Annotated in this window: 20 protein-coding genes and 1 riboswitch; of the genes, 8 read left to right on the forward strand and 12 right to left on the reverse strand. The window is 72.6% G+C overall.

Annotation, left to right across the window (positions count from 1 at the left end):
* Positions 1-36: 36 nt before the first annotated feature.
* Entirely contained in the window at positions 37-567 is a 531-nt protein-coding gene (gene ectA / locus OG611_RS17985; protein ID WP_266421063.1) for a diaminobutyrate acetyltransferase, read from the reverse strand.
* Between the two features lie 328 nt (positions 568-895).
* Positions 896-2,002: an alanine--glyoxylate aminotransferase family protein gene (locus OG611_RS17990; protein ID WP_266421065.1), complete on the reverse strand. Its 1,107-nt coding sequence runs from the start codon at positions 2,000-2,002 to the stop codon at positions 896-898.
* A 115-nt stretch (positions 2,003-2,117) separates the two neighbouring features.
* Here OG611_RS17990 and OG611_RS17995 point away from each other — a divergent pair, with 115 nt between their 5' ends.
* Complete coding sequence (locus OG611_RS17995; RefSeq protein WP_266421068.1) at positions 2,118-3,218, forward strand: amidohydrolase family protein; 1,101 nt, start codon at positions 2,118-2,120, stop codon at positions 3,216-3,218.
* A 325-nt stretch (positions 3,219-3,543) separates the two neighbouring features.
* The gene (locus OG611_RS18000; protein WP_266421071.1) at positions 3,544-4,590 is read left to right on the forward strand and encodes an SCO1860 family LAETG-anchored protein; all 1,047 of its coding nucleotides are present in this window, start codon (positions 3,544-3,546) and stop codon (positions 4,588-4,590) included.
* A gap of 65 nt (positions 4,591-4,655) precedes the next feature.
* Here OG611_RS18000 and cobC read toward each other — a convergent pair whose 3' ends face one another.
* Positions 4,656-6,356 (reverse strand): Rv2231c family pyridoxal phosphate-dependent protein CobC, encoded by a 1,701-nt coding sequence (gene cobC, locus OG611_RS18005; protein WP_266421074.1) that lies wholly within the window; start codon positions 6,354-6,356, stop codon positions 4,656-4,658.
* A gap of 105 nt (positions 6,357-6,461) precedes the next feature.
* On the opposite strand from cobC, the gene OG611_RS18010 reads away from it, so the two are divergent.
* Positions 6,462-7,184, forward strand: a complete 723-nt coding sequence (locus tag OG611_RS18010; protein WP_266421076.1) for a ZIP family metal transporter — start codon at positions 6,462-6,464, stop codon at positions 7,182-7,184.
* A 71-nt stretch (positions 7,185-7,255) separates the two neighbouring features.
* On the opposite strand, the gene OG611_RS18015 is transcribed toward OG611_RS18010, so the two are convergent.
* The 7 genes from OG611_RS18015 to OG611_RS18045 form a co-directional block, all read right to left on the reverse strand.
* Entirely contained in the window at positions 7,256-8,635 is a 1,380-nt protein-coding gene (locus OG611_RS18015; RefSeq protein WP_266421078.1) for a cobyrinate a,c-diamide synthase, read from the reverse strand.
* A 10-nt stretch (positions 8,636-8,645) separates the two neighbouring features.
* Positions 8,646-9,245, reverse strand: a complete 600-nt coding sequence (gene cobO, locus OG611_RS18020) for a cob(I)yrinic acid a,c-diamide adenosyltransferase (protein WP_266421079.1) — start codon at positions 9,243-9,245, stop codon at positions 8,646-8,648.
* The gene (locus tag OG611_RS18025) at positions 9,245-11,263 is read right to left on the reverse strand and encodes a putative cobaltochelatase (protein ID WP_266421080.1); all 2,019 of its coding nucleotides are present in this window, start codon (positions 11,261-11,263) and stop codon (positions 9,245-9,247) included. Before OG611_RS18025 ends, cobO begins: the two co-directional genes overlap by 1 nt.
* Positions 11,264-11,324: 61 nt before the next feature.
* Positions 11,325-12,851 (reverse strand): cobyric acid synthase, encoded by a 1,527-nt coding sequence (locus OG611_RS18030; protein WP_266421082.1) that lies wholly within the window; start codon positions 12,849-12,851, stop codon positions 11,325-11,327.
* Positions 12,848-13,846 carry a cobalamin biosynthesis protein gene (locus tag OG611_RS18035; protein ID WP_266421083.1) on the reverse strand — a complete coding sequence of 333 codons (999 nt, stop codon included), beginning with the start codon at positions 13,844-13,846 and terminating at the stop codon, positions 12,848-12,850. Before OG611_RS18035 ends, OG611_RS18030 begins: the two co-directional genes overlap by 4 nt.
* Positions 13,847-13,990: 144 nt before the next feature.
* Positions 13,991-14,122: riboswitch (cobalamin riboswitch) on the reverse strand.
* 151 nt (positions 14,123-14,273) lie between these two features.
* Positions 14,274-14,504, reverse strand: coding sequence for a hypothetical protein (locus OG611_RS18040; RefSeq protein ID WP_266421086.1), 231 nt, complete (start codon positions 14,502-14,504; stop codon positions 14,274-14,276).
* Positions 14,505-14,526: 22 nt separating this feature from the next.
* A complete protein-coding gene (locus OG611_RS18045) occupies positions 14,527-15,792 on the reverse strand; it encodes an inorganic phosphate transporter (RefSeq protein WP_266421089.1) in 1,266 nt (421 codons plus the stop codon).
* Between the two features lie 209 nt (positions 15,793-16,001).
* Between OG611_RS18045 and OG611_RS18050 the strand changes: the two genes are divergently transcribed.
* The 3 genes from OG611_RS18050 to OG611_RS18060 all read left to right on the forward strand — a co-directional run bounded on the left by OG611_RS18050 (position 16,002) and on the right by OG611_RS18060 (position 19,384).
* Positions 16,002-16,661: a class II aldolase/adducin family protein gene (locus OG611_RS18050; protein WP_266421092.1), complete on the forward strand. Its 660-nt coding sequence runs from the start codon at positions 16,002-16,004 to the stop codon at positions 16,659-16,661.
* Between the two features lie 99 nt (positions 16,662-16,760).
* Positions 16,761-17,888, forward strand: a complete 1,128-nt coding sequence (locus OG611_RS18055; protein WP_266421094.1) for an alpha/beta hydrolase — start codon at positions 16,761-16,763, stop codon at positions 17,886-17,888.
* Positions 17,889-18,073: 185 nt separating this feature from the next.
* Positions 18,074-19,384 (forward strand): hypothetical protein, encoded by a 1,311-nt coding sequence (locus OG611_RS18060; RefSeq protein WP_266425981.1) that lies wholly within the window; start codon positions 18,074-18,076, stop codon positions 19,382-19,384.
* Between the two features lie 39 nt (positions 19,385-19,423).
* Here OG611_RS18060 and OG611_RS18065 read toward each other — a convergent pair whose 3' ends face one another.
* Positions 19,424-19,837: a VOC family protein gene (locus OG611_RS18065; RefSeq protein WP_266421097.1), complete on the reverse strand. Its 414-nt coding sequence runs from the start codon at positions 19,835-19,837 to the stop codon at positions 19,424-19,426.
* Positions 19,838-19,940: 103 nt separating this feature from the next.
* Positions 19,941-20,831, reverse strand: a complete 891-nt coding sequence (locus OG611_RS18070; protein ID WP_266421099.1) for a neutral zinc metallopeptidase — start codon at positions 20,829-20,831, stop codon at positions 19,941-19,943.
* 289 nt (positions 20,832-21,120) lie between these two features.
* On the opposite strand from OG611_RS18070, the gene OG611_RS18075 reads away from it, so the two are divergent.
* Together OG611_RS18075 and OG611_RS18080 are read left to right on the forward strand one after the other, a co-directional pair.
* Positions 21,121-22,719 (forward strand): ABC-F family ATP-binding cassette domain-containing protein, encoded by a 1,599-nt coding sequence (locus OG611_RS18075; RefSeq protein WP_266421101.1) that lies wholly within the window; start codon positions 21,121-21,123, stop codon positions 22,717-22,719.
* Positions 22,720-23,060: 341 nt separating this feature from the next.
* Positions 23,061-23,282 carry a helix-turn-helix domain-containing protein gene (locus OG611_RS18080; RefSeq protein ID WP_018518904.1) on the forward strand — a complete coding sequence of 74 codons (222 nt, stop codon included), beginning with the start codon at positions 23,061-23,063 and terminating at the stop codon, positions 23,280-23,282.
* Positions 23,283-23,332: the final 50 nt, after the last annotated feature.

Below are 23,332 nucleotides of genomic sequence, written 5' to 3' on the forward strand. Positions count from 1 at the left end.
CGGGCTCGGGCGTGGAACGGGGCGGCGCGAAGGCGCTCACGCGTGGAACGGGCCGATGCGGTACAGGACTTCGGGCAGGTGCGTGTCCTCGGGGAACAGCCCGCCGTCGAAGAGCACCTTGCGTTCCAGGGCCACGTCGTGGCGCTGTGCGTAGGAGGTGAACAGCCGGTCCGACGCGGTGTTGTCCGGGGTGACGGTCGTCTCGACCGAGGCCAGGCCCTGTTCGGCGGCGACCCGCGAGGTCAGCGCGTCCAGCAGCTTGCCCGCCAGGCCGGTGCCGCGGTGGCCGTGGTCGACGGCCACCTGCCAGACGACGAGCGTCCCGGGACGGTCCGGCCGGAGGTATCCCGTCACGAAGGCGATGGGCTCGCCGGCCTCGCCGCGGGCGACCACGGAGGTCGCCGCGAAGTCACGGCACCACAGCAGGTAGCTGTACGAGGAGTTGAGGTCCAGGACCTCGGAGTCGCGGGCTATGCGCCAGATCGCGGCCCCGTCCTCCACTCGTGGGGTGTCGATGGTGATGAATTCGTTTCGGGCACGTGCAAAATCTGCTGGTGCGGCGGTCATGCGAATTGAATTTACCCAGCAAATTCTTAAATTGCATCGACGTGAAGGGTTGGGTGGAGCGGTCCTCTGTGTTATCAGGCGGGCGCGTGCCCTGGCGCGATCCCGATGTGTTTTATCCCGTTTCGTATCTCATTTATCCGTCATAACGGTCGCAGTGTGGAGTCGGTCACATGGACGTAACTCGCGGGCAACGCAACGGAATTGTGTGGAAGGGCCTCCTGGGAAACGGGGTGTTTAGGGTCCGGGAAAGCGGGCAGAAGAATGCGGGGAGCTGCTCTGAATAAGGCAGCTCCCCGCATTTATGAAATATTGGCGTGCCGGTGCGTATTTATTCGCTCGGCCAGGTTTCCGAGACGGCCTTGCGGGCAGCTTCGAAGTCGACCTGCCGGCCCGCATCGGCCAGCGCCGCCCCCAGTGCCGCGAGCGAGGACAGCACCGCGCCCCGCGTCGCGTCCACGCCGTAGTGATTGACCCGGATCATCTCCTTGGACAGTGCACCCCCGCCCGCGATCAGCGGCAAGGACGGGTCGGCCGCGAGTGCCCGTGCGACCAGCTCGGCGGCGTCGACCCCCTCGGGGGCGCGCAGCGTCGTCGCGACCGGCGCCGCCTCCCCGGCCGCGTGCACGTACGGCGAAAGGCCGCCGCCGAGCGCCACCGCGCCCGCACGCGTCGCCGCGGCGGCCGCGGCGTGACGGGCCATCAGCGCGTCCAGGCCCTCGGCCTCGATCCGCTCCACACAGGCCTCCAGCGCCAGCATCTCCAGCTGGGCGGGGGCGTGCAGCAGGGCCTTGCGGCCGCCGTCGATCCAGCGCTCCTTCCAGTCCAGGAGCGAGAGGTACGAGCGGCGCGGAGCCTCGGGGTTGGCGGCGATCCGCTCCCAGGCGCGCCCGCTCACCGACACCGCCGACACCCCGGCCGGGCCACCCATCGCCTTCTGCGCGCCGATCACGCAGAGATCGACGCCCCACACGTCCGGCAGCAGCGGCTCGGCACCCACCGAGGCGACGGCGTCCAGCATGAACAGTGCCCCGTGCGAACGGACCACCTCGCCGATCTCGGCGACCGGATTGGTGTTGCCGGTCGCCGCCTCCGCGTGGACCAGGGAGACGAAGTCGATCTCCGGGTGCTCGGCCAGCGCCCGCGCGACCTGGTCGGCGGTGACCGCCGTGTGGAAGGGAACCGCCAGGTCGACCACATTGGCACCGCAGTCCCGCAGCCAGTTCCCGAAGGTCTGTCCGTACGGCCCGGTGACGACGTTCAGCGCGGTCGAGCCGGGCCGGGCGGCGCCCCGGATGCAGCCTTCGAGGGGGAGCAGCGCCTCGCCCTGCATGATGACGACGTCCTGCTCGGTGGCGAGGAGGCCGGCCACCCGCCGCTCGATGGCCGCGAAGTGCGCGGCGGTGAGCGGGGCGAGGTCGAGGAAGGGGTGCGTCACGGTGGTGCTCTCTTCGGGTCGGGTCGGGTCGGGTCGGTGCGCGGTGGCGCGTACGGGCGATGCTTCTGTCGAAGCGTACCCAGGGCCCCGCGCGCCGCCTCGTACAGTGCTGCCCATGAGTGATCACAAGGCATCGCAGGTGCTGCACGTGAAGGGGCGGGTGCTCGTCGGTCCCGAGGACGTACGGGACGAGCTCTGGGCGATCGACGGACGGATCTCTTACGGGAGACCGGCCGGCGCGGACGGGGCGGTGACCCTCACCGGCTGGGCGCTGCCGGGCCTGGTGGACGCCCACTGCCACGTCGGGCTCGACCACCACGGCGCAGTCGACGCGGCGACCAGCGAGAAGCAGGCCCTCGCCGACCGGGAGGCGGGCGCGCTGCTGCTGCGGGACGCGGGTTCACCGGCCGACACCCGGTGGATCGACGACCGCGAGGACCTGCCGAAGATCATCAGGGCCGGCCGGCACATCGCCAGGCCCCGCAGGTACACCCGGAACTACGCCCATGAGATCGAGCCGGAGGAGCTGGTCGCGTACGTCGCGCAGGAGGCGCGCCGCGGCGACGGCTGGGTGAAGCTGGTCGGCGACTGGATCGACCGGGAGGTGGGCGATCTGACCGCCCTCTGGCCGCGCGACGCGGTCGGGGCGGCCATCGCCGAGGCGCACCGGCTCGGCGCCCGGGTCACCGCGCACTGCTTCGCCGAGGACTCGCTGCGCGATCTCGTCGAGGCCGGGATCGACTGCATCGAGCACGCCACCGGGCTCACCGAGGACACCATTCCGCTGTTCGCCGAGCGCGGGGTCGCGATCGTCCCCACCCTGGTCAACATCGCCACGTTCCCCTCGCTCGCGGCGGGCGGCGACGCCAAGTTCCCCCGCTGGTCGGCCCATATGCGGCGGCTGCACGAGCGGCGCTACGACACGGTGCGCGCCGCGTACGACGCCGGGATCCCGGTCTTCGTCGGCACCGACGCGGGCGGTGTGCTCGCCCACGGACTGGTGGCGGACGAGGTCGCCGAGCTGGTGAAGGCGGGCATCCCGGCCCTGGACGCGCTCTCCGCGACGACCTGGGGCGCCCGGCAGTGGCTGGGGCGGCCGGTGCTGGAGGAGGGCGCCCCGGCGGACCTGGTGGTGTACGACGAGGACCCGCGGGCGGACGTACGGGTGCTCGCGGCTCCGCGGCGGGTGGTGCTGAACGGGCGGGTGATCGGCTGAGTCCGGCGGCCCTCCGGCCGGGGTGCGCCGTATTGACGGGCAGTTACCGAACCTCTGCCCCGTCGTTGAAACACCTTCGCGCGCACCCCGGCGCAGTCGGCTCCGGCGCCGACCGCGCTCAGCGGATCGGGTGACCCGGAGGAACGAACGTCCCGAGATAATCGAATACAGGCACGGAAACCCCCCTTTGGGGTGAACTCACGTCAGGTGTCCACCAGTTCACCCTCCGTGCGTAAAGCTTTCGGGGTCGAGGCCACCGGAGCTCTCGATGTCCCCCATTGGACGGCACCGGTGGCTCCATGTCTCTTGTGGGGGTTCCACCACTTTGAACAGCAACACCTTCCGCCTGGCCGCCCTGGCGGTCGCCGCCGCTCCCGTCGCCCTGCTGGTCGCGGTGCCGGCGCAGGCCGCCACCGCGACCACCACGACCACCGGCGACGGGAAGGCGAGCGCGGTCGTACTCCGTGCCGCACTCGATGTCTCGCTCCTGAACAAGACGGTCGACGTGCCGCTCAGGGCCACGCTCAATGAGGTGAAGGCGCCCGCCGACGCCAAGGAGACCGCGCTCAGCGTGCGGCTCGACGGGGTGGACGGCGGCCGGCCGGTCAGCGTGCTCGCCGCCGATGTGGCCACCGCGAACGCGACCGTCGACAAGCACCGGGCCGAGGGCTACAGCAATGTGGCGAAGGCCCGGGTCCACGTCCCCGGACTGCCGCTGCTCTCACTGATCGAGGTGGAGAAGGTCACGTCCAAGGCGGTCTGCGAGGTGGGCCGGAAGCCGGTCGCCGAGTCGAACGTGCTGGGGCACGTGTCGGTCCTCGGCAAGCGGATCGATCTCAGCGCGGGCGGCACCACGCAGGTCAGCGTTCCCGGTGTCGGCGAGGTGACCCTCGACCTCTCGAAGACGCACACCACCTCGCGCACCGCCGCGGCGACCGCGCTGCGGCTGAAGGTCTCCGTCAACCCGCTCAAGCTGAACGTCGCCGATGTGCAGGGCGAGATCACGCTCGTCGAGGCGACCTGCGAGACGCCGAAGTCGACCGGACCGGGCGGCAGCGACAACGGCGGGTCGAGCAACGGCGGGTCGAGCGATGGCGGCTCCAGCGACGGCGGTTCCGGCAACGGCGGTTCCAGCAGCGGTGGTTCCAGTGACGGCGGCGCCTCCGGCAACGGCGGTGGCAGCGGCAGCGGCGGCAACAGCGACGGCGGTGTGAAGCCGCAGACCGGCACCGGCCACGAACCGGCCGTCGACTCCAACCTCGCGGAGACCGGCGGCAGTTCCGCCACTCCGTACATCGCGGGCGGCGCGGTCGCACTGCTGGCGGCGGGCGCCGGGGCGGTGGTCGTGGCCAGGCGGCGCGCCCAGGGCTGACCCCTTCCGGGGCCCGAGGGGAGCGGCGTTCCTGTGACGGGGTGCCGCTCCCCGCGGGCGCCCCGTCAGCGCATGGCCGCACCCAGCGTCTGGAGTGCTTGGTCGAATGCCTGCAGGAAGCGGTTGGTCGTGGCCCGGTCGCGCACGGCCAGCCGCAGCCACTCGGGGCCGAGCCCGGGAAACGTATCTCCCCGGCGCGCCGCGAACCCCAGCATCCGCAACCGCTCCCGCACCTCGGCGGCCCGTTCCAGCCGCACCAGGACGAACGGCCCCTCGGCCGGCTCCGCCACCCGCACCTCGGTGAACTCCATGAGCCCCGCCACCAGATGGGCCCGGTCCACCGCGATCCGCTCAGCGGCGGCAGCCGCCTCGGCCAGGGCCCGCGGCTCCATGCACGCCTCGGCCGCCGTCAGAGCCGGGGACGACACCGGCCACAGCGGCTGGGTCTCCTCCAACGCGCGGACGGTCCCCCGGTCGGCCAGCACGTAACCGATCCGCAGCCCTGCGAGCCCCCAGGTCTTGGTGAGGCTCCGCAGCACGACGAGCCCCGGGACGTCCGTACGCCCGCACAGTGTTTCGCGCTCGCCCGGCACCGCGTCCATGAACGCCTCGTCGACCACCAGCGTCCGGCCGGGACGCGCCAGTTGCTCCAGCACCGCCGCCGGATGCAGCACGGACGTGGGGTTGGTCGGATTGCCGACCACCACCAGATCCGCGTCCTCGGGCACCGCCGAGGGGTCCAGCCGGAACCCGTCCTCGGCCCGCAGCAGCACCCGCCCCACCTCGTGCCCGGCCGCGCGCAGCGCCGCCTCCGGCTCGGTGAACTGCGGATGGACCACGACCGGACGGCAGACCGGCAGCGCCCGTGCGATCAGCACGAACGCCTCCGCCGCACCCGCCGTCAGCAGCACCCGCTCCACCGGCAGTCCGTGCCGCTCCGCGACCGCCGCCCGCGCCGGACGGCCGTCCGGGTAGGCGGCGAGCGAGCCCAGTGACGCGGATATTCGCTCCCTCAGCCAGGCCGGGGGAGTACCGGCCCGTACGTTGACGGCGAGATCGGTCAGATCCCGGTCCCGTCCCCGTACTTCCGCGTCACCGTGGTGCCGCAGATCGTGCGTGCCCGCGCCGGTCGCGTCGGGACTTTCCGTGGGAGTGTGCATGGCCGCCGTGGGGTGGTGGTGATGGCCGTCGTCGTCGGGGTGGGAGGCCGGCCGCTGCGGCAGCCCCACGTCGTCCTCGAAGTCCGGCAGAACGACTATGCGCCCGGCACCCGGTTTCACGCAACGGCCGGGACCGGACGGCACGTCCGGCGCCGGGGGCGCGACGACCGCCGCCCGCCCGCGCGGATCGCGGCGCGCCACCGCACAGGTCGCCATCGGAGCCCGCCCCTGCGGGGCCGACTTCCGCTTCGGTACGAGAAGCTCACCCCCCGCCGCGAGCGCCGCGGCCTCCGCGACCGACGGCGTTCCGACAGCGGCGAGCGGTGCGCCGGACGGACCGGGCACCTCGATACGGGCCAGTTCCCCGGCCGGGTACGTACGTAGCGGTACGCCGAGCGCGGCGGCGGCGGCGACGATTCCCGGTTCGTCCGCCTTGGCGTCCACGGTCACCAGCTCCGCGATGCCCAGCGGCGAGAGTCCGGCCTCGCGCAGGGTGTCCCGGACCAGCCCGAGGATCTCGTCGACCGGTGCGCCCCTGGACGCGCCGACCCCGACGGCGAGCGACGCGGGGCGCAACACGGCGGCTGCGTCGACGGCTTCGGACATGGAGCGGGGTCCTTTCGGAATGCGGGAGAGGGAAGAGGCGACGCCGGGCGGGCGGCAGGGCGCGCTGAGATGCGCGCACCGGGGTCAATCGGCTAGCAAGAGCGCATGGCGGTGTTCGTCGCGCTCGGCGCGTTCCTGATGACCCTGGCAGGCGGCTGGGTCGCCCAGCGCGTCACCGACCGCCGCCACCTCGTGCTCGGCTTCGCCGGCGGGCTGATGCTCGGAGTGGTCGGCCTGGACCTGCTGCCGGAGGCGATCGACGCCGCGGGCGGACCCGTCTTCGGGGTCCCGGCCGCCCTGCTGCTGTTCGTGGGCGGCTTCCTCCTCGCCCACCTCGTGGAGCGGCTGCTCGCCGTACGCCAGGCGGCACACGGCGCGGGCGAGGAGCGGGTGCCGCAGGTCGGGCTCACGGCAGCGGCGGCGATGGTCGGCCACAGCCTGATGGACGGCGTCGCACTCGGTGCGGCGTTCCAGGTGGGCGCCGGCATGGGAGCCGCCGTGGCCCTCGCCGTCATCACGCACGACTTCGCCGACGGCTTCAACACCTACACGATCACCAGCCTGTACGGGAACGCCCGCCGCAAGGCCGTGCTCATGCTGTTCGCGGACGCCCTGGCGCCGCTCGTGGGCGCCGCGACGACCCTGCTGTTCACCCTTCCGGCGGAACTCCTCGGCTGCTATCTCGGCTTTTTCAGCGGCGCACTGCTCTACCTCGCCGCCGCCGAGATCCTTCCCGAGGCACACCACGAACACCCCGCCCGCTCCACGCTGCTGTGCACCGTGGCGGGGGTGGGCTTCATCTGGCTCGTGGTGGGCATCGCGGACTGAGCACCGCGCTGGTGCCGGGCCGACCGGCCCGACACCGACGCCGGCCGTCCTGCTCGAAGCGCGGCCGCGGTTCATCCCCCGCACCGCTCGACGAACCGGCGGGCCATGCCGGGCTCCGACGCCCAGTGCGTATGTAGATAGCTGGCGTGCACGCCGCCCTGCACGAACCCCTCGACCCGCCGCTCCGGCTGGTGCATGCCCCACGCCGGAGCGGCCCCGGCACCCGGCTCCAGCACGGTCCGGTGGAACTCGTGCCCGCGCACCCGTGTGCCGGGCGCCGCCAGCACACTGTCGGAGACCGCCACGGCCTGCCGGTAGCCGAGCGTCAGCCGCTTCGACATCCGCGCCTCGGCATCGAGGACCCCGCACATCGGCAGCCCGTCGAGCGAACGGGCCAGATACAGCAGCCCCGCACACTCGGCGGAGACCGGAGCCCCCGACTCCGCCAGCTCGACGACGGCCTTGCGCAGCGCCGTGTTGGCCGACAGCTCGGAGGCGTACACCTCGGGGAAGCCCCCGCCGATGACCAGCCCGCGTGTGCCCCGGGGCAACGCCTCGTCCCGCAAGGGATCGAACGGCACGACTTCGGCCCCGGCGGCGGTGAGCAGCTCGGTGTGCTCGGCGTAGGAGAAGGTGAACGCGGCGCCGGAGGCCACGGCCACGACCGGGCCCCGGCCACCAGCGGGGGCGGACAGCGGAACAGGCCCGCCGCAGGCGCCGATCGCCTCCGTCGCGTCCCACACCTCACCCGGCAACGCGGGCGCCGACCCGGCCAACGCCATCAGCGCGTCCAGATCGCACCCCGCCACCACCTGCTCCCGCATCGCCTCGACCGCGCCCACCGCGTCGCCGCGCCGCTCGGCCACCGGCACCAGCCCCAGATGCCGCGACGGCACAGCCACCTGCTCGGCCCGCCGCAACACCCCCAGCACCGGCAGACCGGACTCGTCCAGGGCGTCCCGCAACAGTGCCTCGTGCCGCTGGGAGGCGACCTTGTTCAGAATCACCCCGCCGATCCGCACCTGCGGATCCCACGAGGCGAAGCCGTGCACCAGCGCGGCCACGGAACGCGACTGCGACGACGCGTCGACGACCAGCACCACGGGCGCCCGCAGCACCTTCGCGACCTGGGCGGTCGACGCCAGTTCGCCCTGCCCCGCAGCCCCGTCGTACAGCCCCATCACGCCCTCGACCACCGCCAGGTCGCACCCCCGCGCCCCGTGCGCGAACAGCGGGGCGACCAGATCGGGGCCGCACATGTACGCGTCGAGGTTCCGCCCCGGCCGGCCCGTGGCCAGCGTGTGATAGCCGGGGTCGATGTAGTCGGGCCCGACCTTGTGCGGGGACACGGCGAGGCCCCGCCCCGCGAAGGCCGCCATCAGCCCCGTGGCGACGGTGGTCTTGCCGCTGCCCGACGAGGGCGCGGCGATCACCAGACGAGGAACGTTCACCGCCGGTCCCTCACCATTCGATGCCCCGCTGACCCTTCTGACCGGCGTCCATCGGGTGCTTGACCTTCGACATCTCGGTCACCAGGTCGGCGGCGTCCAGCAGCTTCTGCGGTGCGTTGCGCCCGGTGATGACCACGTGCTGCGCACCGGGACGGTCGCGCAGCACGTCGATCACCTCGTCGGTGTCGACCCATCCCCAGTGCATCGGGTACGCGAACTCGTCGAGGACGTACAGCCGGTACGTCTCGGCGGCCAGGTCGCGCTTGACCTGCTCCCAGCCCTCGCGCGCCGCCTCCTCGTTGTCCATCTGGCCGTCGCGCTGCACCCACGACCAGCCCTCGCCCATCTTGTTCCAGACGACGGACCCGCCCTCGCCGCTCGCGCCGAGGACCTTCAGCGCGTTCTCCTCGCCGACCTTCCACTTCGCCGACTTGACGAACTGGAAGACGCCGATGGGCCACCCCTGATTCCAGGCGCGCAGCGCGAGCCCGAAGGCCGCCGTCGACTTCCCCTTGCCGATGCCGGTGTGCACCATCAGCAGCGGACGGTTGCGGCGCTGACGGGTGGTGAGCCCGTCGTCGGGCACGGTGGTCGGCTGTCCCTGTGGCATTACGCGGCCCTCCTGTTGGTTTCCTGAACGTCCTTGACGAGCCCGGCGATCGAGTCGGCCCGCAGCTCGTCGAGCGTGACGGCACTGCCCCCGAGATCGTGCGCGAGGCTTCCCGCGAGGCCGAGCCGTACCGGCCCCGACTCGCAGTCCACGACGACGGACGCGATGCCCTCCGCCTCGTGCAGCCGCGCCGCCCGGGTCGCCAGCGCCACCGGATCGGGCCCCCCGGTCGCCCGCCCGTCGGTCACCACGACCAGCAGCGGCCGACGCGACGGATCACGCAACCGCTCCACCCGCAGCACCTCATGGGCCTTCAGCAGCCCGGCCGCGACGGGGGTGCGCCCCCCGGTCGGCAGCAGCTCCAGCCGCGCCGCCGCGGCGTCCACCGAGGACGTCGGCGGCAGCGCCACCTCGGCGTCCTTGCCCCGGAAGGTGATCAGCCCGACCTTGTCCCGCCGCTGGTACGCGTCCAGCAGCAGCGAGAGGACCGCGCCCTTCACGGCGGCCATCCGCTGCCGGGCCGCCATCGACCCGGAGGCGTCCACCACGAAGAGCACGAGATTCCCCTCGCGCCCCTCCCGGGCCGCCTGCCGCAGATCGTCCCGCCGGACCACCAGCCCGCGCCCGGACCGCCCCCGCGCCCGCTGATGCGGGGCGGCGGCCTGCACGGTCGCCGCCAGATGCAGCTTGGTCAGCGCGCCCTGCGGACGCCGCGCACCGGTCGTACGTCCGTGCTCGGTGCGCGCCCGGGACCGCCGCCCCGCCGCGCCCTCGCCCAGACCGGGAACGCTCAGCATCTTCGTGCGGAACGGCTCGCCGGCGCGTACCGGTTGCTGCTCACCGCCCCCGGAGGACTGCCCCTGCCCCTGTTCCTGCCCTTGCTCGGGCACGGACGGCGCGGGCGTGTCGCCGGCCTCGCCCTCGGGCTGCGGCGGCGTGTCGGGGCCGTCGCCCCGCGGGGGCCGGCCGCCGCCACCGGGGCCGTCCGGGTCCGGGTCCTCGTCCTCGCCGCGGTTCTGCTCCAGCGTGTCGTCGAGCTTGTCCTCGTCGAGCCCCGGCGCGTCGAACGGATTGCGCCGGCGCCGGTGGGGGAGCGCGAGCAGGGCCGCCTGCCGCACGTCCTCGGCGAGCACATCCGTACGTCCCGCCCAGGCGGCCAGTGCGGTGGCCGTCCGCGCCATCACGATGTCCGCGCGCATCCCGTCGACCTCGAAGGCCGCGCAGGTGGCCGCGATCTGCCGCAACGCCGCGTCCCCGAGCCGCACTTCGGGCAGCAGCGCACGCGCGGCGACGATCCTCGCCCGCAGCGCGTCCTCCTCGTCGGCCCAGCCGGCGGCGAAAGCCGCGGGGTCGTCGTCGTACGCGAGACGCCGCCGCACGACCTCGACCCGCTGATCCGTCTCCCGGGACGCGGCGACCTCGACGGTCAGCCCGAAGCGGTCGAGCAACTGCGGCCGCAGTTCGCCCTCCTCGGGGTTCATCGTCCCGACGAGAAGGAAGCGCGCCGCGTGCCGTACCGAGACGCCTTCGCGCTCGACGTACGAGGCACCCATGGCGGCCGCGTCCAGCAACAGGTCCACGAGGTGGTCGTGGAGCAGGTTGACCTCGTCGACGTAGAGAATCCCGCGATGCGCGTCGGCGAGCAGGCCCGGCTCGAACGCCTTCACGCCCTCCGCGAGCGCCCGTTCGATGTCGAGCGCCCCGACGAGCCGGTCCTCGGACGCGCCGACGGGCAGCTCCACCATCCGGGCGTCCCGCGACACACCGGTCCCCGCCTCATGGGGACCGTCGGGACACGCCGGGTCCGGCGACGCGGGGTCGCAGGAGAAACGGCACCCGGACACGACGTCCACCCCCGGCAGCAGCGCCGAGAGCGCGCGTACGGCGGTGCTCTTCGCGGTGCCCTTCTCTCCCCGTACGAGCACGCCACCGATGTTCGGTGCGACGGAGTTGAGCAGCAGGGCGAGTTGCAGGTCCTGCTGCCCGACGACGGCGGTGAACGGGAAATGCGTGCTCACGAGGCGATCCTTCCTGCGGGTGAATGGGCATGAACAAGGCGGCCTCGGCCGGCGCCCGGGGTCATCGGCGGCCTCCGGGGGCTCCGGGTGCTCCGGGGGCGATGAAGGGAAGCCCCGGCGGCGCGCCCGACTCTATGAGCCGCAGCAACGCGTCGGTGTCCGCGTGCTCTTCGACGAGATCGCCGAGGCGGTCGAGCTGCTCCTCGCGCAGCGCCGCGAACCCGGTGTCGGGAGCGGGGACGAAGCGCCGGCCGGCGGCCCGCGCGACCTCGGTCAGGAAGCGGCGGCGGAACTCGTCGCTCTCCAGCGAACCGTGCCAGTGGGTGCCCCACACGGCGCCGACCCGGCAACCGTCCAGGAACGCCTCTCCGCCGCGTACGTCCGCCACGCCGTGGTGGATCTCGTACCCCTCGACCGGCGCGCCGAGCGCCTCGCCGACGGGCCGGGCCAGGGTCTTCTCGCGGTCGAAGCGGATGCGTACGGGGAGGAGGCCGAGACCCTCGACCAGCCCGGCCCGGGACTCGACCTCGTCCTCGATGCGCTCGCCGAGGAGCTGGAAGCCGCCGCAGATGCCGAGGACCGGCCGGCCCTCGCCCGCGCGCCGCGCCAGCGCGTCGGCGAGGCCGCGCTCGCGCAGCCAGGCCAGCGCCTTCACGGTGCCGCGGGTGCCCGGCACGACGACGAGGTCGGCGTCGGACAGCTCCTCGGCGCGGTCCACGAACCTGACGACGACGCCGGGCTCGGCGGCCAGCGCGTCCACATCGGTGAAGTTCGACATCAGGGGCACCGCGCACACCGCGACGCGCAGCACGTCCTCGCCGTACGGCGGCGCCACGACCGATTCGCGCACGGCTCCGCGCAACGAGACCCGCAGACCGTCCTCCTCGTCGATGCCGAGGCCGTGGGCGAAGGGCAGCACCCCGTACGTCGGCCGCCCGGTGAGGTCCCGCAGCATCTCCAGACCCGGCTCCAGCAGCGACACGTCGCCGCGGAACTTGTTGACGAGATAGCCGGCGATCAGCGACTGGTCCTCCGCGGCGAGCAGCGCCGTCGTACCGAAGAAGGAGGCGAAGACGCCGCCGCGGTCGATGTCGCCGACGACCACCACCGGGAAGCGCGCCGCCCGTGCGATGCCCATGTTCACGATGTCCGTGCGCCGCAGATTGATCTCGGCCGGGCTGCCCGCCCCTTCGCAGATCACCGCGTCGTACGTGCCCCGGAGCTGCTCCAGGCAGTCCACGACCGTGGAGAGGAGCGCTTCCTGCCTGCCCCCGTGGTAGCCGCGTGCGCTCATCTCGCCGACCGGCTTCCCCATCAGGACGACCTGGCTGGAGCGGTCGCTGCCGGGCTTGAGCAGGACCGGGTTCATCAGCGCGGTCGGCTCGACGCGGGCGGCCTGGGCCTGCATGGCCTGGGCGCGCCCGATCTCGGCACCCTCGCGGGTGACGAACGAGTTCAGCGACATGTTCTGCGCCTTGAAGGGCGCCACCTTCACGCCCCGGCGCACGAGCCAGCGGCAGATGCCTGCCGTCACGACGCTCTTGCCCGCGTCGGAAGTGGTTCCGGCGACCAGCAGTCCGCCGCTCATGTGCTTCTCCGTCCTGCGATGCGAGGTGCTGCCGTCCGGCGCCCCGCGATCCGTCGTGCGGCGAGGGCCGCGCCGATCCGTCCCGCCACGCACACGCCGAGGGCCAGCGCGCCCACCCGGCGCGACAGCCGTACCGCGCGCTCGATGTCCTCGGTCTCCACGGCCCGGCCCGTCTCCCCGTTGAGCACGGGGCGGTGCTCGATCCGGCCGCCGTACGCGAGGGTTCCGCCGAGGCGTACGCCGAGCGCACCCGCGAACGAGGCCTCCACCGGGCCCGCGTTGGGGCTCGGGTGCTTGGCGGCATCGGCCCGCCAGGCGCGGACCGCTCCGCCCGGCTGCCCTCCGGCGGCCACGGCGAGCAGGGCCGTGAGCCGGGCGCCGGGCCAGCCCGCGAGGTCGTCGAGGCGGGCCGAGGCCCAGCCGTAGCGCCGGTGGCGGGGCGACTTGTGACCGACCATCGCGTCAAGGGTGTTGGCGGCCCGGAAGCCGGCCAGCCCGGGGACCCCGGCCAGCGCGCCCCACACCAGGGCGCCGACCACGGCGTCCGAGGTGTTCTCCGCCACGGACTCCACCACGGCGCGGGCGATCTGCGGCCCGTCCAGGGACTGCGGGTCGCGCCCGCACAGATGCGGCAGCCGCTCGCGGGCCAGGTCGAGGTCACCGGCCGCCAGGGCGCCGCCGATGGCCCGCGCCTCGCGCCCCAGGGACGTACCGCCGACGACGGACCAGGTGACGGCCGCGGTCAGCGCCACGGAGGCGGCGGGGCTGCGGCGTACGGCGCGGTTGATCAGCGCGGCACCACCTGCGGCGCCTCCGGCGCAGACGAGGGTGTGCAGCGCGCCCCACCCGCGGTGGTCGCGCCACAGACGGCGTTCGACGCCCGCCGCGGCCCGCCCGAAGGTGGCGACCGGGTGTCCCCTGCGGGGGTCACCGAGCAGCAGATCGCCGATCAGACCGGCCGTGGCGCCGTACGCGAAGATGCGGTCGGCTCGCACGGCTCAACCGGCCGTCGCGCCTCGGAGGACCTTCGTACGGGCGGCTCTCGTCGAGAGCGCCGGAACAGCGGACGCAGGGCGGCCAGGCATGGCGATATGTCCTCACTCAGGGTCCGCGCCCTGGTTCGACGTGACCGGCGACGAGAGTCTCCTGGCTCCCGGATCCGCGGTTCCCCCGGCCTTCCAGCCCGCTCGCGCGTGCCGTGACTTCCGGTGTGGGGGACCGCTCCCCGGTGACAGTGGCGGGACCGCGCCGGATTCGCACCGGCTTCCTCTGCTGTCGCCGTAATTGGCTCCGGCAGTCCACCACGCTCTGCGAACGCCCGTCAACCTGCCGTTGACCTGCGGCGGCGCAGTGTGCTGAGACCCACATCGGGCCGGACACCTGTGGTGTCCGGCCCGATGGGAGAGCGTGCGCGGGAGTGGCTCAGGCGACGATCAGATAGATGCCGTACGCGACGGCCGCCGCGCACAGCGTGAAGCAGACGTACGCGCCGGCGCGGGCCAGCAGCAGCGAGCCGCCGGAGCCGCCCTGCGCCGCCGGTTCCGGCTGCTTGGAGAGGCCGACGATGCCCAGGGTGAAGAGGCCCACCAGCGCGACGGTGACAACGAGGGAGACGCCGAATACGGAGCCGAGGGCTGCCCAGTCGATGTTCATGCTGAATCCTTAGACGGCCGGGTCAGACGGTGGCGGGTCGCGCCGGGTCCTGGGTGGTTCCGGCCGGGGCCGGAATGGTGGTCATGAGGTTCTGGGCCGTCGCCTGGGCCGCGGTGGGCGGCGGGCTGACGGCGGCGATGGCCGTGGTGACGACACCCGCGGGCTCGATGTCGACGTCCGTCGGCGCGACATCGTCGTGGCCGACCGGCTTGCGGCGCGACACCAGCCAGATCGCACCGGAGCCCGCGACCAGCAGCACCGCGACGACCACGACACCCCAGGTGCCCTGCTTGGTGAGGAGCTCCGCGCCCGCACCGACCAGACCCGCGGCCGGCAGGGTCAGACCCCAGGCGACGAACATCCGGGTGGCGGTGGACCAGCGGACCACACCGCCCTGGCGGCCGAGGCCCGCGCCCATCACGGCACCGGAGCAGGACTGGGTGGTGGAGAGGGAGAAACCGAGGTGCGAGGAGGCCAGGATGACGGTGGCCGCGCTGGTCTGGGCGGCGAAGCCCTGCGGCGGCCTGAGGTCGGTGAGGCCGCTGCCCATGGTGCGGATGATGCGCCAGCCGCCCAGGTAGGTGCCGAGCGCGATGGCCGTACCGGCGCAGACGATGACCCAGACCGGCGGGTTGGCGCCCGGGTGCAGGACGCCGCCGGTGACCAGGGCCAGGGTGATGATGCCCATGGTCTTCTGCGCGTCGTTGGTGCCGTGGGCGAGGGAGACCAGTCCGGCCGAGGCGATCTGGCCCGCGCGGTAACCCTTGGCGGTGGCCTTCTCCTGGGCGTCGTTGCGGACCTTCCCGCCGATCCGGTACGTCAGCCTGGTGGCCAGCAGCGCGGCCAGACCGGCGACGATCGGGGCGGCGAGGGCGGGCAGCAGCACCTTGGTGACGACGGTGCCGCCGTTGACGGACGACCAGCCCGCCGACATCACGGCCGCGCCGATCAGACCGCCGAACAGGGCGTGCGAGGAGCTGGACGGCAGTCCGACCAGCCAGGTCAGCAGATTCCACAGAATGGCGCCGACGAGTGCCGCGAAGATGACTTCTGTTCGCAGCCCGTCCTCGTTGATGATCCCGCCGGAGATCGTCTTGGCGACCTCCACCGACAGGAACGCGCCGACGAGATTGAGAACGGCGGACATGGCCACCGCTGTCTTCGGTCTGAGTGCACCGGTCGAGATGGTCGTCGCCATCGCGTTCGCGGTGTCGTGGAAACCGTTCGTGAAATCGAACACTAGAGCTGTCACGATCACAATCGCGAGTAGCAGCGTGATGTGTTCCATTTACCCAGGCAATCGTTCGACGTCATTGGCATGTGGACCGTAGGCAACCTGGGTGAACGGAAGGTGAACTAGGCAGGGCGTTGGGGTGTTCCAAACCGGAGCGGGAGCATTCCGCTTGTGTTCGGGCGGGGCGTGGCCCGGCTTTCCGGCGGGGCGCGGCTGTGGCCGATCGCATACCCGTTCGCCTCCGGGGCTGACAGGATCGGCGTATGAGCGAGCAGCAGCGGGACGCGATCGGACGCGCCTGGGACGGTGTCGTCACCACCGCCCGGCGGACGGCGGCCGAGGGCCTCGTCGTCGGGACCTCGGGAAACGTGTCGGCACGGGTCGGCGACACCATCCTGGTCACGCCGAGCGGAGTGCCGTACGACCGGCTGGGCCCCGAGGACGCCGTCGGCGTCGATCCGGAAGGCAACCGCGTACTCGGCGAACTGGCCCCGACCAGCGAACTGCCGCTCCACCTCGCCGTCTACCGGAACACCGACGCGGCCGCCGTCGTGCACACCCACGCGGTGCACGCCACGGCCGTCTCCACACTGGTTCCCGAGGTCCCGTCGATCCACTACGCCGCCGCCGTGCTGGGCGGCCCCGTCCGCGTCGCGGCCTACGCGCGCTACGGCACCGCGGAACTGGCCGAGAACATGCTCGCCGCCCTGCGAGGCCGTACCGGCTGTCTGCTCCAGAACCACGGAACCGTCACCTACGGGGCCACCCTGGACGAGGCGTACGACCGGACCGCCCAGCTGGAATGGCTCTGTCGGCTCTGGCTCACCGCGAGCTCCGTCCCCGGACACACTCCGAACCTGCTCTCGCCGGAGCAGCTGCGCGATGTGCAGGAGGCGCTCAAGGGGTACGGACAGCCGGGCTGACCCGGCCCGGCCCGCCGGACGCCGCGCCCTGTCCCGCCCTGATCCGCCGGACAGCCCCGTCCGCTGGCAGGGTCCCGCACTCCCCACGACACTGGAGCAGTGCGCCCGGCAACAGTTACGGCAGCAGCCGTCACCACGATCCTCGGCGTCGGTGCGGCAGCGGTCGCGGCCGGCCGGTTCGCCAGCGACGCCGCCCTCAGGGCGCCGTCCGGACGACCGCTCCCCGCCGACCGCAGACTCACCGTGCACGCCACGGCGGCCGGGCAGGTCACCCTGACCCGCTCCTTCACCGCCCTGCGGCCCGGCATGTACGGACTGGTGAGCAAGGACGTCCATGCCGTGGTCGGCCCGGTGATCGAGCACGCCCACCACGCCCCCGACACGGTCGTCCGCAGACTGGAACGCGTCGACCGCGGCAGCCTGGAGACCGGCGCCAAGGTCCGCGTCACCCCGCAGCTGCACAGCGGCGACCCGTTCTCGGCGCTCGGCCTCCACCACCGGGAGGTCGAGATCCCCGGCGAACTCGGCGCCCTGCCCGCCTGGTTCCTGCCCGGCCCCCGCGACACCTGGGTCATCACGGTGCACGGCCTCGGCACCACCAGGGAACACCCCATGAACGTCATGAGGTTCCTGCACGACCTGCGCCTGCCCGTGCTCGACCTGGCCTACCGCGGCGACGCCGGAGCCCCGCGTTCCCCCGACGGCCTCGCCCATCTCGGCGAATCCGAATGGCGCGACCTGGACGCCGCGATCCGCTTCGCCGTGCGGTACGGAGCCGAGAAGGTCGTCCTGCACGGCTGGTCCACCGGCGCCTCGATGGCGCTGCACGCGGCCGTCAACTCCGCGCTGCGCGACCGGATCTGCGGTCTCGTCCTCGACTCCCCGGTGCTGGACTGGGTCGCCACGCTGCGCGCCCTGGCCGTCGCGCGAGGCGTCCCGGCCGCCCTGCTGCCGCTCGCCGTCCGCGCCGCCGAGGGGCAGACCGGACTGCACGGCGCCCGGCTGCTGGACGGCTCCCTCGCACCGGCCCTGCATGCCCCGACCCTGATCTTCCACGGCCCCGACGACAGGCTCGCCCCCTGGCAGCCGTCCCGCGATCTCGCCGCCCGCCGCCCGGACCTGATCGCCCTGCACGCCGTGCCGCAGGCTCCGCATGCGGCGATGTGGAATGCCGACCCGGTCCACTACGAAGAGACCCTGCGCCGCTTCCTGACGCCCCTGATGTGACCTGATGAGGGGGATCGGCCGTTTGGTCCCGGGCCCCGTCCACCGGCCCCTCCACCGGGAATTCGGGTTCCGTTTGGGCTTTCGGGCCGTCAGGAGCAAGACTGCTCCCCGTGACGTCCCGTAACCCGCGCGACTCCAGGCTGCGACTTGTCCGCCCGCGACCCCTTGCCACCGCTCGCAAGGCCGTGACCACCCGGCGCACGAGGCCGGCCCCCCGCCCTCCGGAGGGCACCCCGCCCCGGTCGGAACTGGCCCGGCAGGCCAGGACGGCCCTCGCCGACGCCGTACGGATCGCCCACTGGGCAGCCGACGGCGCGATCCCAGGCGCACCACCGCTCGCCGCCCAGGCGCTCCAACGGGCCGCGACAGCTCTGGAATTGTCCCTGGCCCAGGTGCGCTCCGGCTGGGACCGGGCCAGGCTCGCCGGCCTCGTCGAACTGCACGGCGACACCGCGCGCCCCGGATGGCGGCTGCGCGCCTGGGACCGCGACGACTCCGCCGTGCTCCGCGGCTGGGTGGCGCTCTTCGACGCCTGGTCGCTCGTCCACCCGGCGCCCGCGGACATTGAGTCCACCGCGGTCGCCGAGGCCGTCGAGGCCGTGCCGCAGGTCCTTTCCCTCCTCCAGCTCTCGGCGGGCCCGGTCACCGTGCCCGCCCTGCTGGACCTGCTCGGCCAGCGCGTCGCGGAACTCCGCGAGGAGCGTTGCGAAGTGCCCTACGGGCCCCAGTCGCTGCCGGTCCCGGCCGAGTCCGCTCCCGCCGCGCACCCGGCCGCCCTGGTGGCGCTGCTGCTGGACTGGGCCCTGGAGGGGCTGGCCGCCGTCGGCGCGCTCACCCTCGGCGCCGGACACGCCACCCTCACCCCGCTCGGCAACTGGGCGGTCTGGGTCAAGCTGGAACAGATCTGCGTCGCGGCCCAGAGCCCGGCCGGGAACATCGAGCAGTCCGCCGCCGACATGCTGCTCGGCTGCGCCCGGCTCACCCCCGGCCCGGCCCGCGACGAATACCGGGCCTGGCTGGCCGCCCGCCCGGTCGGCAGCGCCGTCGCCGAACTCCTCGCCGTCGCCCGCGGAGAGGACGCGCTCCTGCGAGGGCTCGCCTTCGAGGCGCTCCGGGTCGTCGGCGCCCCCGCCGAGCCCGAGGTGCGCTCCGTCGTCGCCGACCCCTCGCTGCGCCCCTACGCGCTGCTCTGGCTGGCCGAGTACGACGGAGCCGACCCCGAGGACGCCCAGGACGTCCTCAGCCGGGAGGAGGCCACCTGGCTCTGGGTCGACACCGCGGCGGCCGTCGCCGACCACGGCGAGACCGGGCTGCTGGTCCGCCATCTCGACTCGGCCGTCCAGGGCACGGTGCCGGCCCTGCTGGACGAGGTACGGGCCGTCGGCCACCCGCGCACCGTGCAGGTGCTCGTGGCCCTGGCCGCCGCGCACCCGGACCCGGCGCTGGCCAAGGCGGTGCGCCGGGCCGCGTTCCAGGTGCACACCGGCGGCGCCTGACACCCCGCGCCGGACGGGCCGCCCCGGCCCGTCCGGCCGTCAGTCCGCCGACCCCGGCGCGTACGTGCCGAAGCTCCACACATTGCCCTCGGCGTCCCGCGCCATGTAGTCACGCGAGCCGTAGTCCTGATCGGTGGGCGGCATCAGGATCTCCACCCCGTGCTCCACGGCTCTGGCATGGTGCGCGTCGACCTCGTCGACCACGACGTAGACGCCGGCGGGACCCGCTCCCTGCATCGCCTTGGCGAAGACGCCCTCGCGGCCCCTGGAGCCCAGCATCACCCTGCCGTTGCCGCAGGACAGCTCGGCATGGAGCACCTGGCCGCCCTCGCCCTCGTACACCGCTTCCTCGGTGAAGCCGAGGCCCTCCGTCAGTGTCCTGATCGCGGCCTTCGCGTCGTCGTACAGAATCGTCGGATAGATCGTCGGAACGCCGGCCTGTGCGCCTGCCATGGCGCTCACCTCTTCTCGTACTCCCGTGACCCGCTTCTGTGATCTGTGTCTCAGTCTTCCATCGGCCACTGACAACGGCCCGGCGCGGCCCGGGGTCCGGGGCTCAGCGGAAGGTGTTGCAGTCGGCCATGTTGCCGCTGCGGAAGCCGGTGGTGAACCACTGCCGGCGCTGCGCGGCCGAACCGTGCGTCCAGGACTCCGGCGTGACCCGGCCCTGGAACTTCTCCTGGATCCGGTCGTCGCCGACCGCGGCCGCCGCGTCGAGCCCGTCCCGGATGTCCGCCTGCGTCAGTGAGGTGATCAGCGGCCGCCCGGTCGATTCGTCGGGTGTGGTCGTCGCGTGATGAGCCCAGACCCCGGCGTAGCAGTCCGCCTGCAGCTCCACCCGGACCGCGTTGCTGTTCGCGCCGGTCCGGCCGTCCTGGGACCGGTCCAGCGTCCCCATCAGGTCCTGCACATGGTGTCCGTACTCATGGGCGACGACATAGGCCTCGGCGAACGGGCCGCCGCTGGAGCCGAACTTGGTCCGCAGTTCGTCGAAGAACCCCAGATCCAGGTAGACCTGCCGGTCACCCGGGCAGTAGAACGGCCCGACCGCCGAGGTCGCGGAGCCGCACGCGGTGCCGATCCGGTCGCTGAACAGGACCGTGCGCGAAGGCGTGTACGTGCCCTGACGCCGCCGGAACTCCTGCCGCCAGAAGTCCTGCACGCTGTTGACCACCGCCACGGTCCGGCAGTCGTCCCTGGTGTTCGCGTCCCGCCCGGTCCGGCAGGACTGCTCCACCTGTGCCGCCGTCGACGCGGTCGCCGTCGTGTCCGGTCCGCCGGACGAGAGGCCGAGCTGATCGGGGCCGACACCGAAGAGCAGCCCCAGGATCAGCGCGATGATGCCGACGATGCCGCCGCCCACGGTGGCCCTGCCGCCCGGGATCCGGCTGCCGCGCACATCCTGGACCTCGGACGTGTCCAGGTCGGCGTCGTCGTCGAACTGCATGGGGCACCACCCTCCGCTCCGGCCGCGGTGGTCTCGCCACCTCCGCCGAGTATCGGGTAGTTCACACCGCGATGCCCTTTTTGGTCGCACGGTGGAATGGGGCGGCGACGCCGGGCGACGGCCGGGCACCTTCCATGCATGTATCGGGCACGTGCCACGGATGCATGCGGAAAAGCAGTTGCACACCGCCAGTAGAATGGCCCGTATGGCAATTCTCCTTGTGCATTAGCGGCGTCGAGACACCTCCGCCCTCGTCCCGTCAGCCGTCCAACCGCCCTGGAGTTTTACCGTGATCACCGCTTCCGGCATCGAGCTGCGTGCCGGCGCCCGCATCCTCATCGAGTCCACCTCCTTCCGCATCGCCAAGGGCGACCGGATCGGCCTCGTCGGCCGCAACGGAGCGGGCAAGACCACGCTCACCAAGTGCCTCGCGGGCGAGGGCAACCCCGTCGGCGGCACCATCACCCGCTCCGGCGAGGTGGGCTACCTCCCGCAGGACCCCCGCACCGGCGACCTCGACGTGCTGGCCCGCGACCGCATCCTCTCCGCCCGCGGCCTCGACGAGATCCTGCGCAAGATGCGGGAGAACGAGGAGCGGATGGCGACCGGCAAGGGCGCCACCCGCGAGAAGGCGATGAAGAAGTACGAGCGTCTGGAGACGGAGTTCCTCACCAAGGGCGGATACGCCGCCGAGGCCGAGGCCGCCACCATCGCCGCCGCGCTCAGCCTGCCCGACCGGGTGCTCGGCCAGCCGCTCCACACGCTCTCCGGCGGTCAGCGCCGCCGTGTCGAGCTGGCCCGGATCCTCTTCTCGGACGCCGACATCCTGCTGCTCGACGAGCCGACCAACCACCTCGACGCCGACTCGATCGTCTGGCTGCGCGACTACCTCAAGACCTACCGCGGCGGCTTCATCGTGATCTCCCACGATGCCGAGCTCGTCGAGACGGTCGTCAACAAGGTCTTCTACCTCGACGCCAACCGCTCGCAGATCGACATCTACAACATGGGCTGGAAGCTCTATCAGCAGCAGCGCGAGGCCGACGAGAAGCGCCGCAAGCGCGAGCGGCAGAACGCCGAGAAGAAGGCCGCCGCCCTCAACTCGCAGGCCGACAAGATGCGCGCGAAGGCCACCAAGACCGTCGCCGCGCAGAACATGGCCAAGCGCGCCGAGCGGCTGCTCTCCGGTCTGGAGGCCGTCCGGGTCTCCGACAAGGTCGCCAAGCTCCGCTTCCCCGAGCCCGCTCCGTGCGGCAAGACGCCCCTGATGGCGGAGGGCCTGTCCAAGTCGTACGGTTCCCTCGAAATCTTCACCGATGTGGATCTCGCCATCGACAAGGGCTCCCGGGTCGTCATCCTCGGCCTCAACGGCGCGGGCAAGACCACACTGCTGCGCCTCCTCGGTGGCGCCGAGAAGCCCGACACCGGCGACGTGATCGAGGGCCACGGCCTCAAGCTCGGCTACTACGCCCAGGAACACGAGACCCTCGACCCGGACCGCACCGTCCTGGAGAACATGCGCTCCGCGGCGCCCGACCTCGACCTCGTCGAGGTCCGCAAGACGCTGGGCTCCTTCCTCTTCTCCGGCGACGACGTCGACAAGCCCGCCGGCGTCCTCTCCGGCGGCGAGAAGACCCGTCTCGCGCTGGCGACCCTGGTCGTCTCCTCCGCCAACGTCCTGCTCCTCGACGAGCCGACGAACAACCTCGACCCCGCCAGCCGCGAGGAGATCCTCGGCGCGCTGCGCACGTACAAGGGCGCCGTCGTCCTCGTCACGCACGACGAGGGAGCGGTCGAGGCCCTCCAGCCGGAGCGCATCATCCTGCTGCCGGACGGCGTCGAGGACCTGTGGGGCGCGGACTACCAGGACCTGGTCGCACTGGCCTGATCCCGCCCGCTGTCCGTCTGATCCACTCCGTCTGGATCATTCGGCCTACGCGTGATCCATCATCTGCGTGAGTACGTCTCGTACCCCGGCGCGGCGCCCGGCAGATACCTGCCGGGCGCACCCGTATGGGGGCCGCCCACCCCGTGTGGCCCTGACCTGCCGGTTCTTCCGGGACCCTGCCCCAGCGGCCGCCACGACCCTGCGGAATGCAGGATTCCGGTCGTGTGGAGCCCTTCCCTGGCCGGGAACCGGGTTGCACGGACCTTGCCGAATGGGTGGCCAGGAAGCTCCCGAGGGGTGATCATGAGAGTCCAGAGCGCACTTCCCATGAGGAGGCACGGGTGGCCGAGACTCTGAAGAAGGGCAGCCGGGTTACCGGCGCCGCGCGTGACAAGCTCGCGGCAGACCTGAAGAAGAAGTACGACTCCGGTGCGAGCATCCGGGCGTTGGCCGAAGAGACCGGCCGCTCCTACGGATTCGTCCACCGGATGCTCAGTGAGTCCGGAGTCACGCTGCGGGGACGCGGCGGAGCGACACGGGGCAAGAAGGCCGCAACGGCCTGACGCTCCAGGCGGTCGGGGCAGGTCGTCCGGCCCGTCCCGGGGCTCACCGG

Source organism: Streptomyces sp. NBC_01363, from assembly GCF_026340595.1.
Classification (GTDB): domain Bacteria; phylum Actinomycetota; class Actinomycetes; order Streptomycetales; family Streptomycetaceae; genus Streptomyces.

Coding starts and splice junctions, on each gene's coding strand:
- ectA (WP_266421063.1), bottom strand. CDS start 567: ATGACCGCCGCACCAGCAGATTTTGCACGTGCCCGAAACGAATTCATC.
- OG611_RS17995 (WP_266421068.1), top strand. CDS start 2,118: ATGAGTGATCACAAGGCATCGCAGGTGCTGCACGTGAAGGGGCGGGTG.
- cobC (WP_266421074.1), bottom strand. CDS start 6,356: ATGTCCGAAGCCGTCGACGCAGCCGCCGTGTTGCGCCCCGCGTCGCTC.
- OG611_RS18010 (WP_266421076.1), top strand. CDS start 6,462: ATGGCGGTGTTCGTCGCGCTCGGCGCGTTCCTGATGACCCTGGCAGGC.
- cobO (WP_266421079.1), bottom strand. CDS start 9,245: ATGCCACAGGGACAGCCGACCACCGTGCCCGACGACGGGCTCACCACC.
- OG611_RS18030 (WP_266421082.1), bottom strand. CDS start 12,851: ATGAGCGGCGGACTGCTGGTCGCCGGAACCACTTCCGACGCGGGCAAG.
- OG611_RS18040 (WP_266421086.1), bottom strand. CDS start 14,504: ATGAACATCGACTGGGCAGCCCTCGGCTCCGTATTCGGCGTCTCCCTC.
- OG611_RS18045 (WP_266421089.1), bottom strand. CDS start 15,792: ATGGAACACATCACGCTGCTACTCGCGATTGTGATCGTGACAGCTCTA.
- OG611_RS18050 (WP_266421092.1), top strand. CDS start 16,002: ATGAGCGAGCAGCAGCGGGACGCGATCGGACGCGCCTGGGACGGTGTC.
- OG611_RS18065 (WP_266421097.1), bottom strand. CDS start 19,837: ATGGCAGGCGCACAGGCCGGCGTTCCGACGATCTATCCGACGATTCTG.
- OG611_RS18070 (WP_266421099.1), bottom strand. CDS start 20,831: ATGCAGTTCGACGACGACGCCGACCTGGACACGTCCGAGGTCCAGGAT.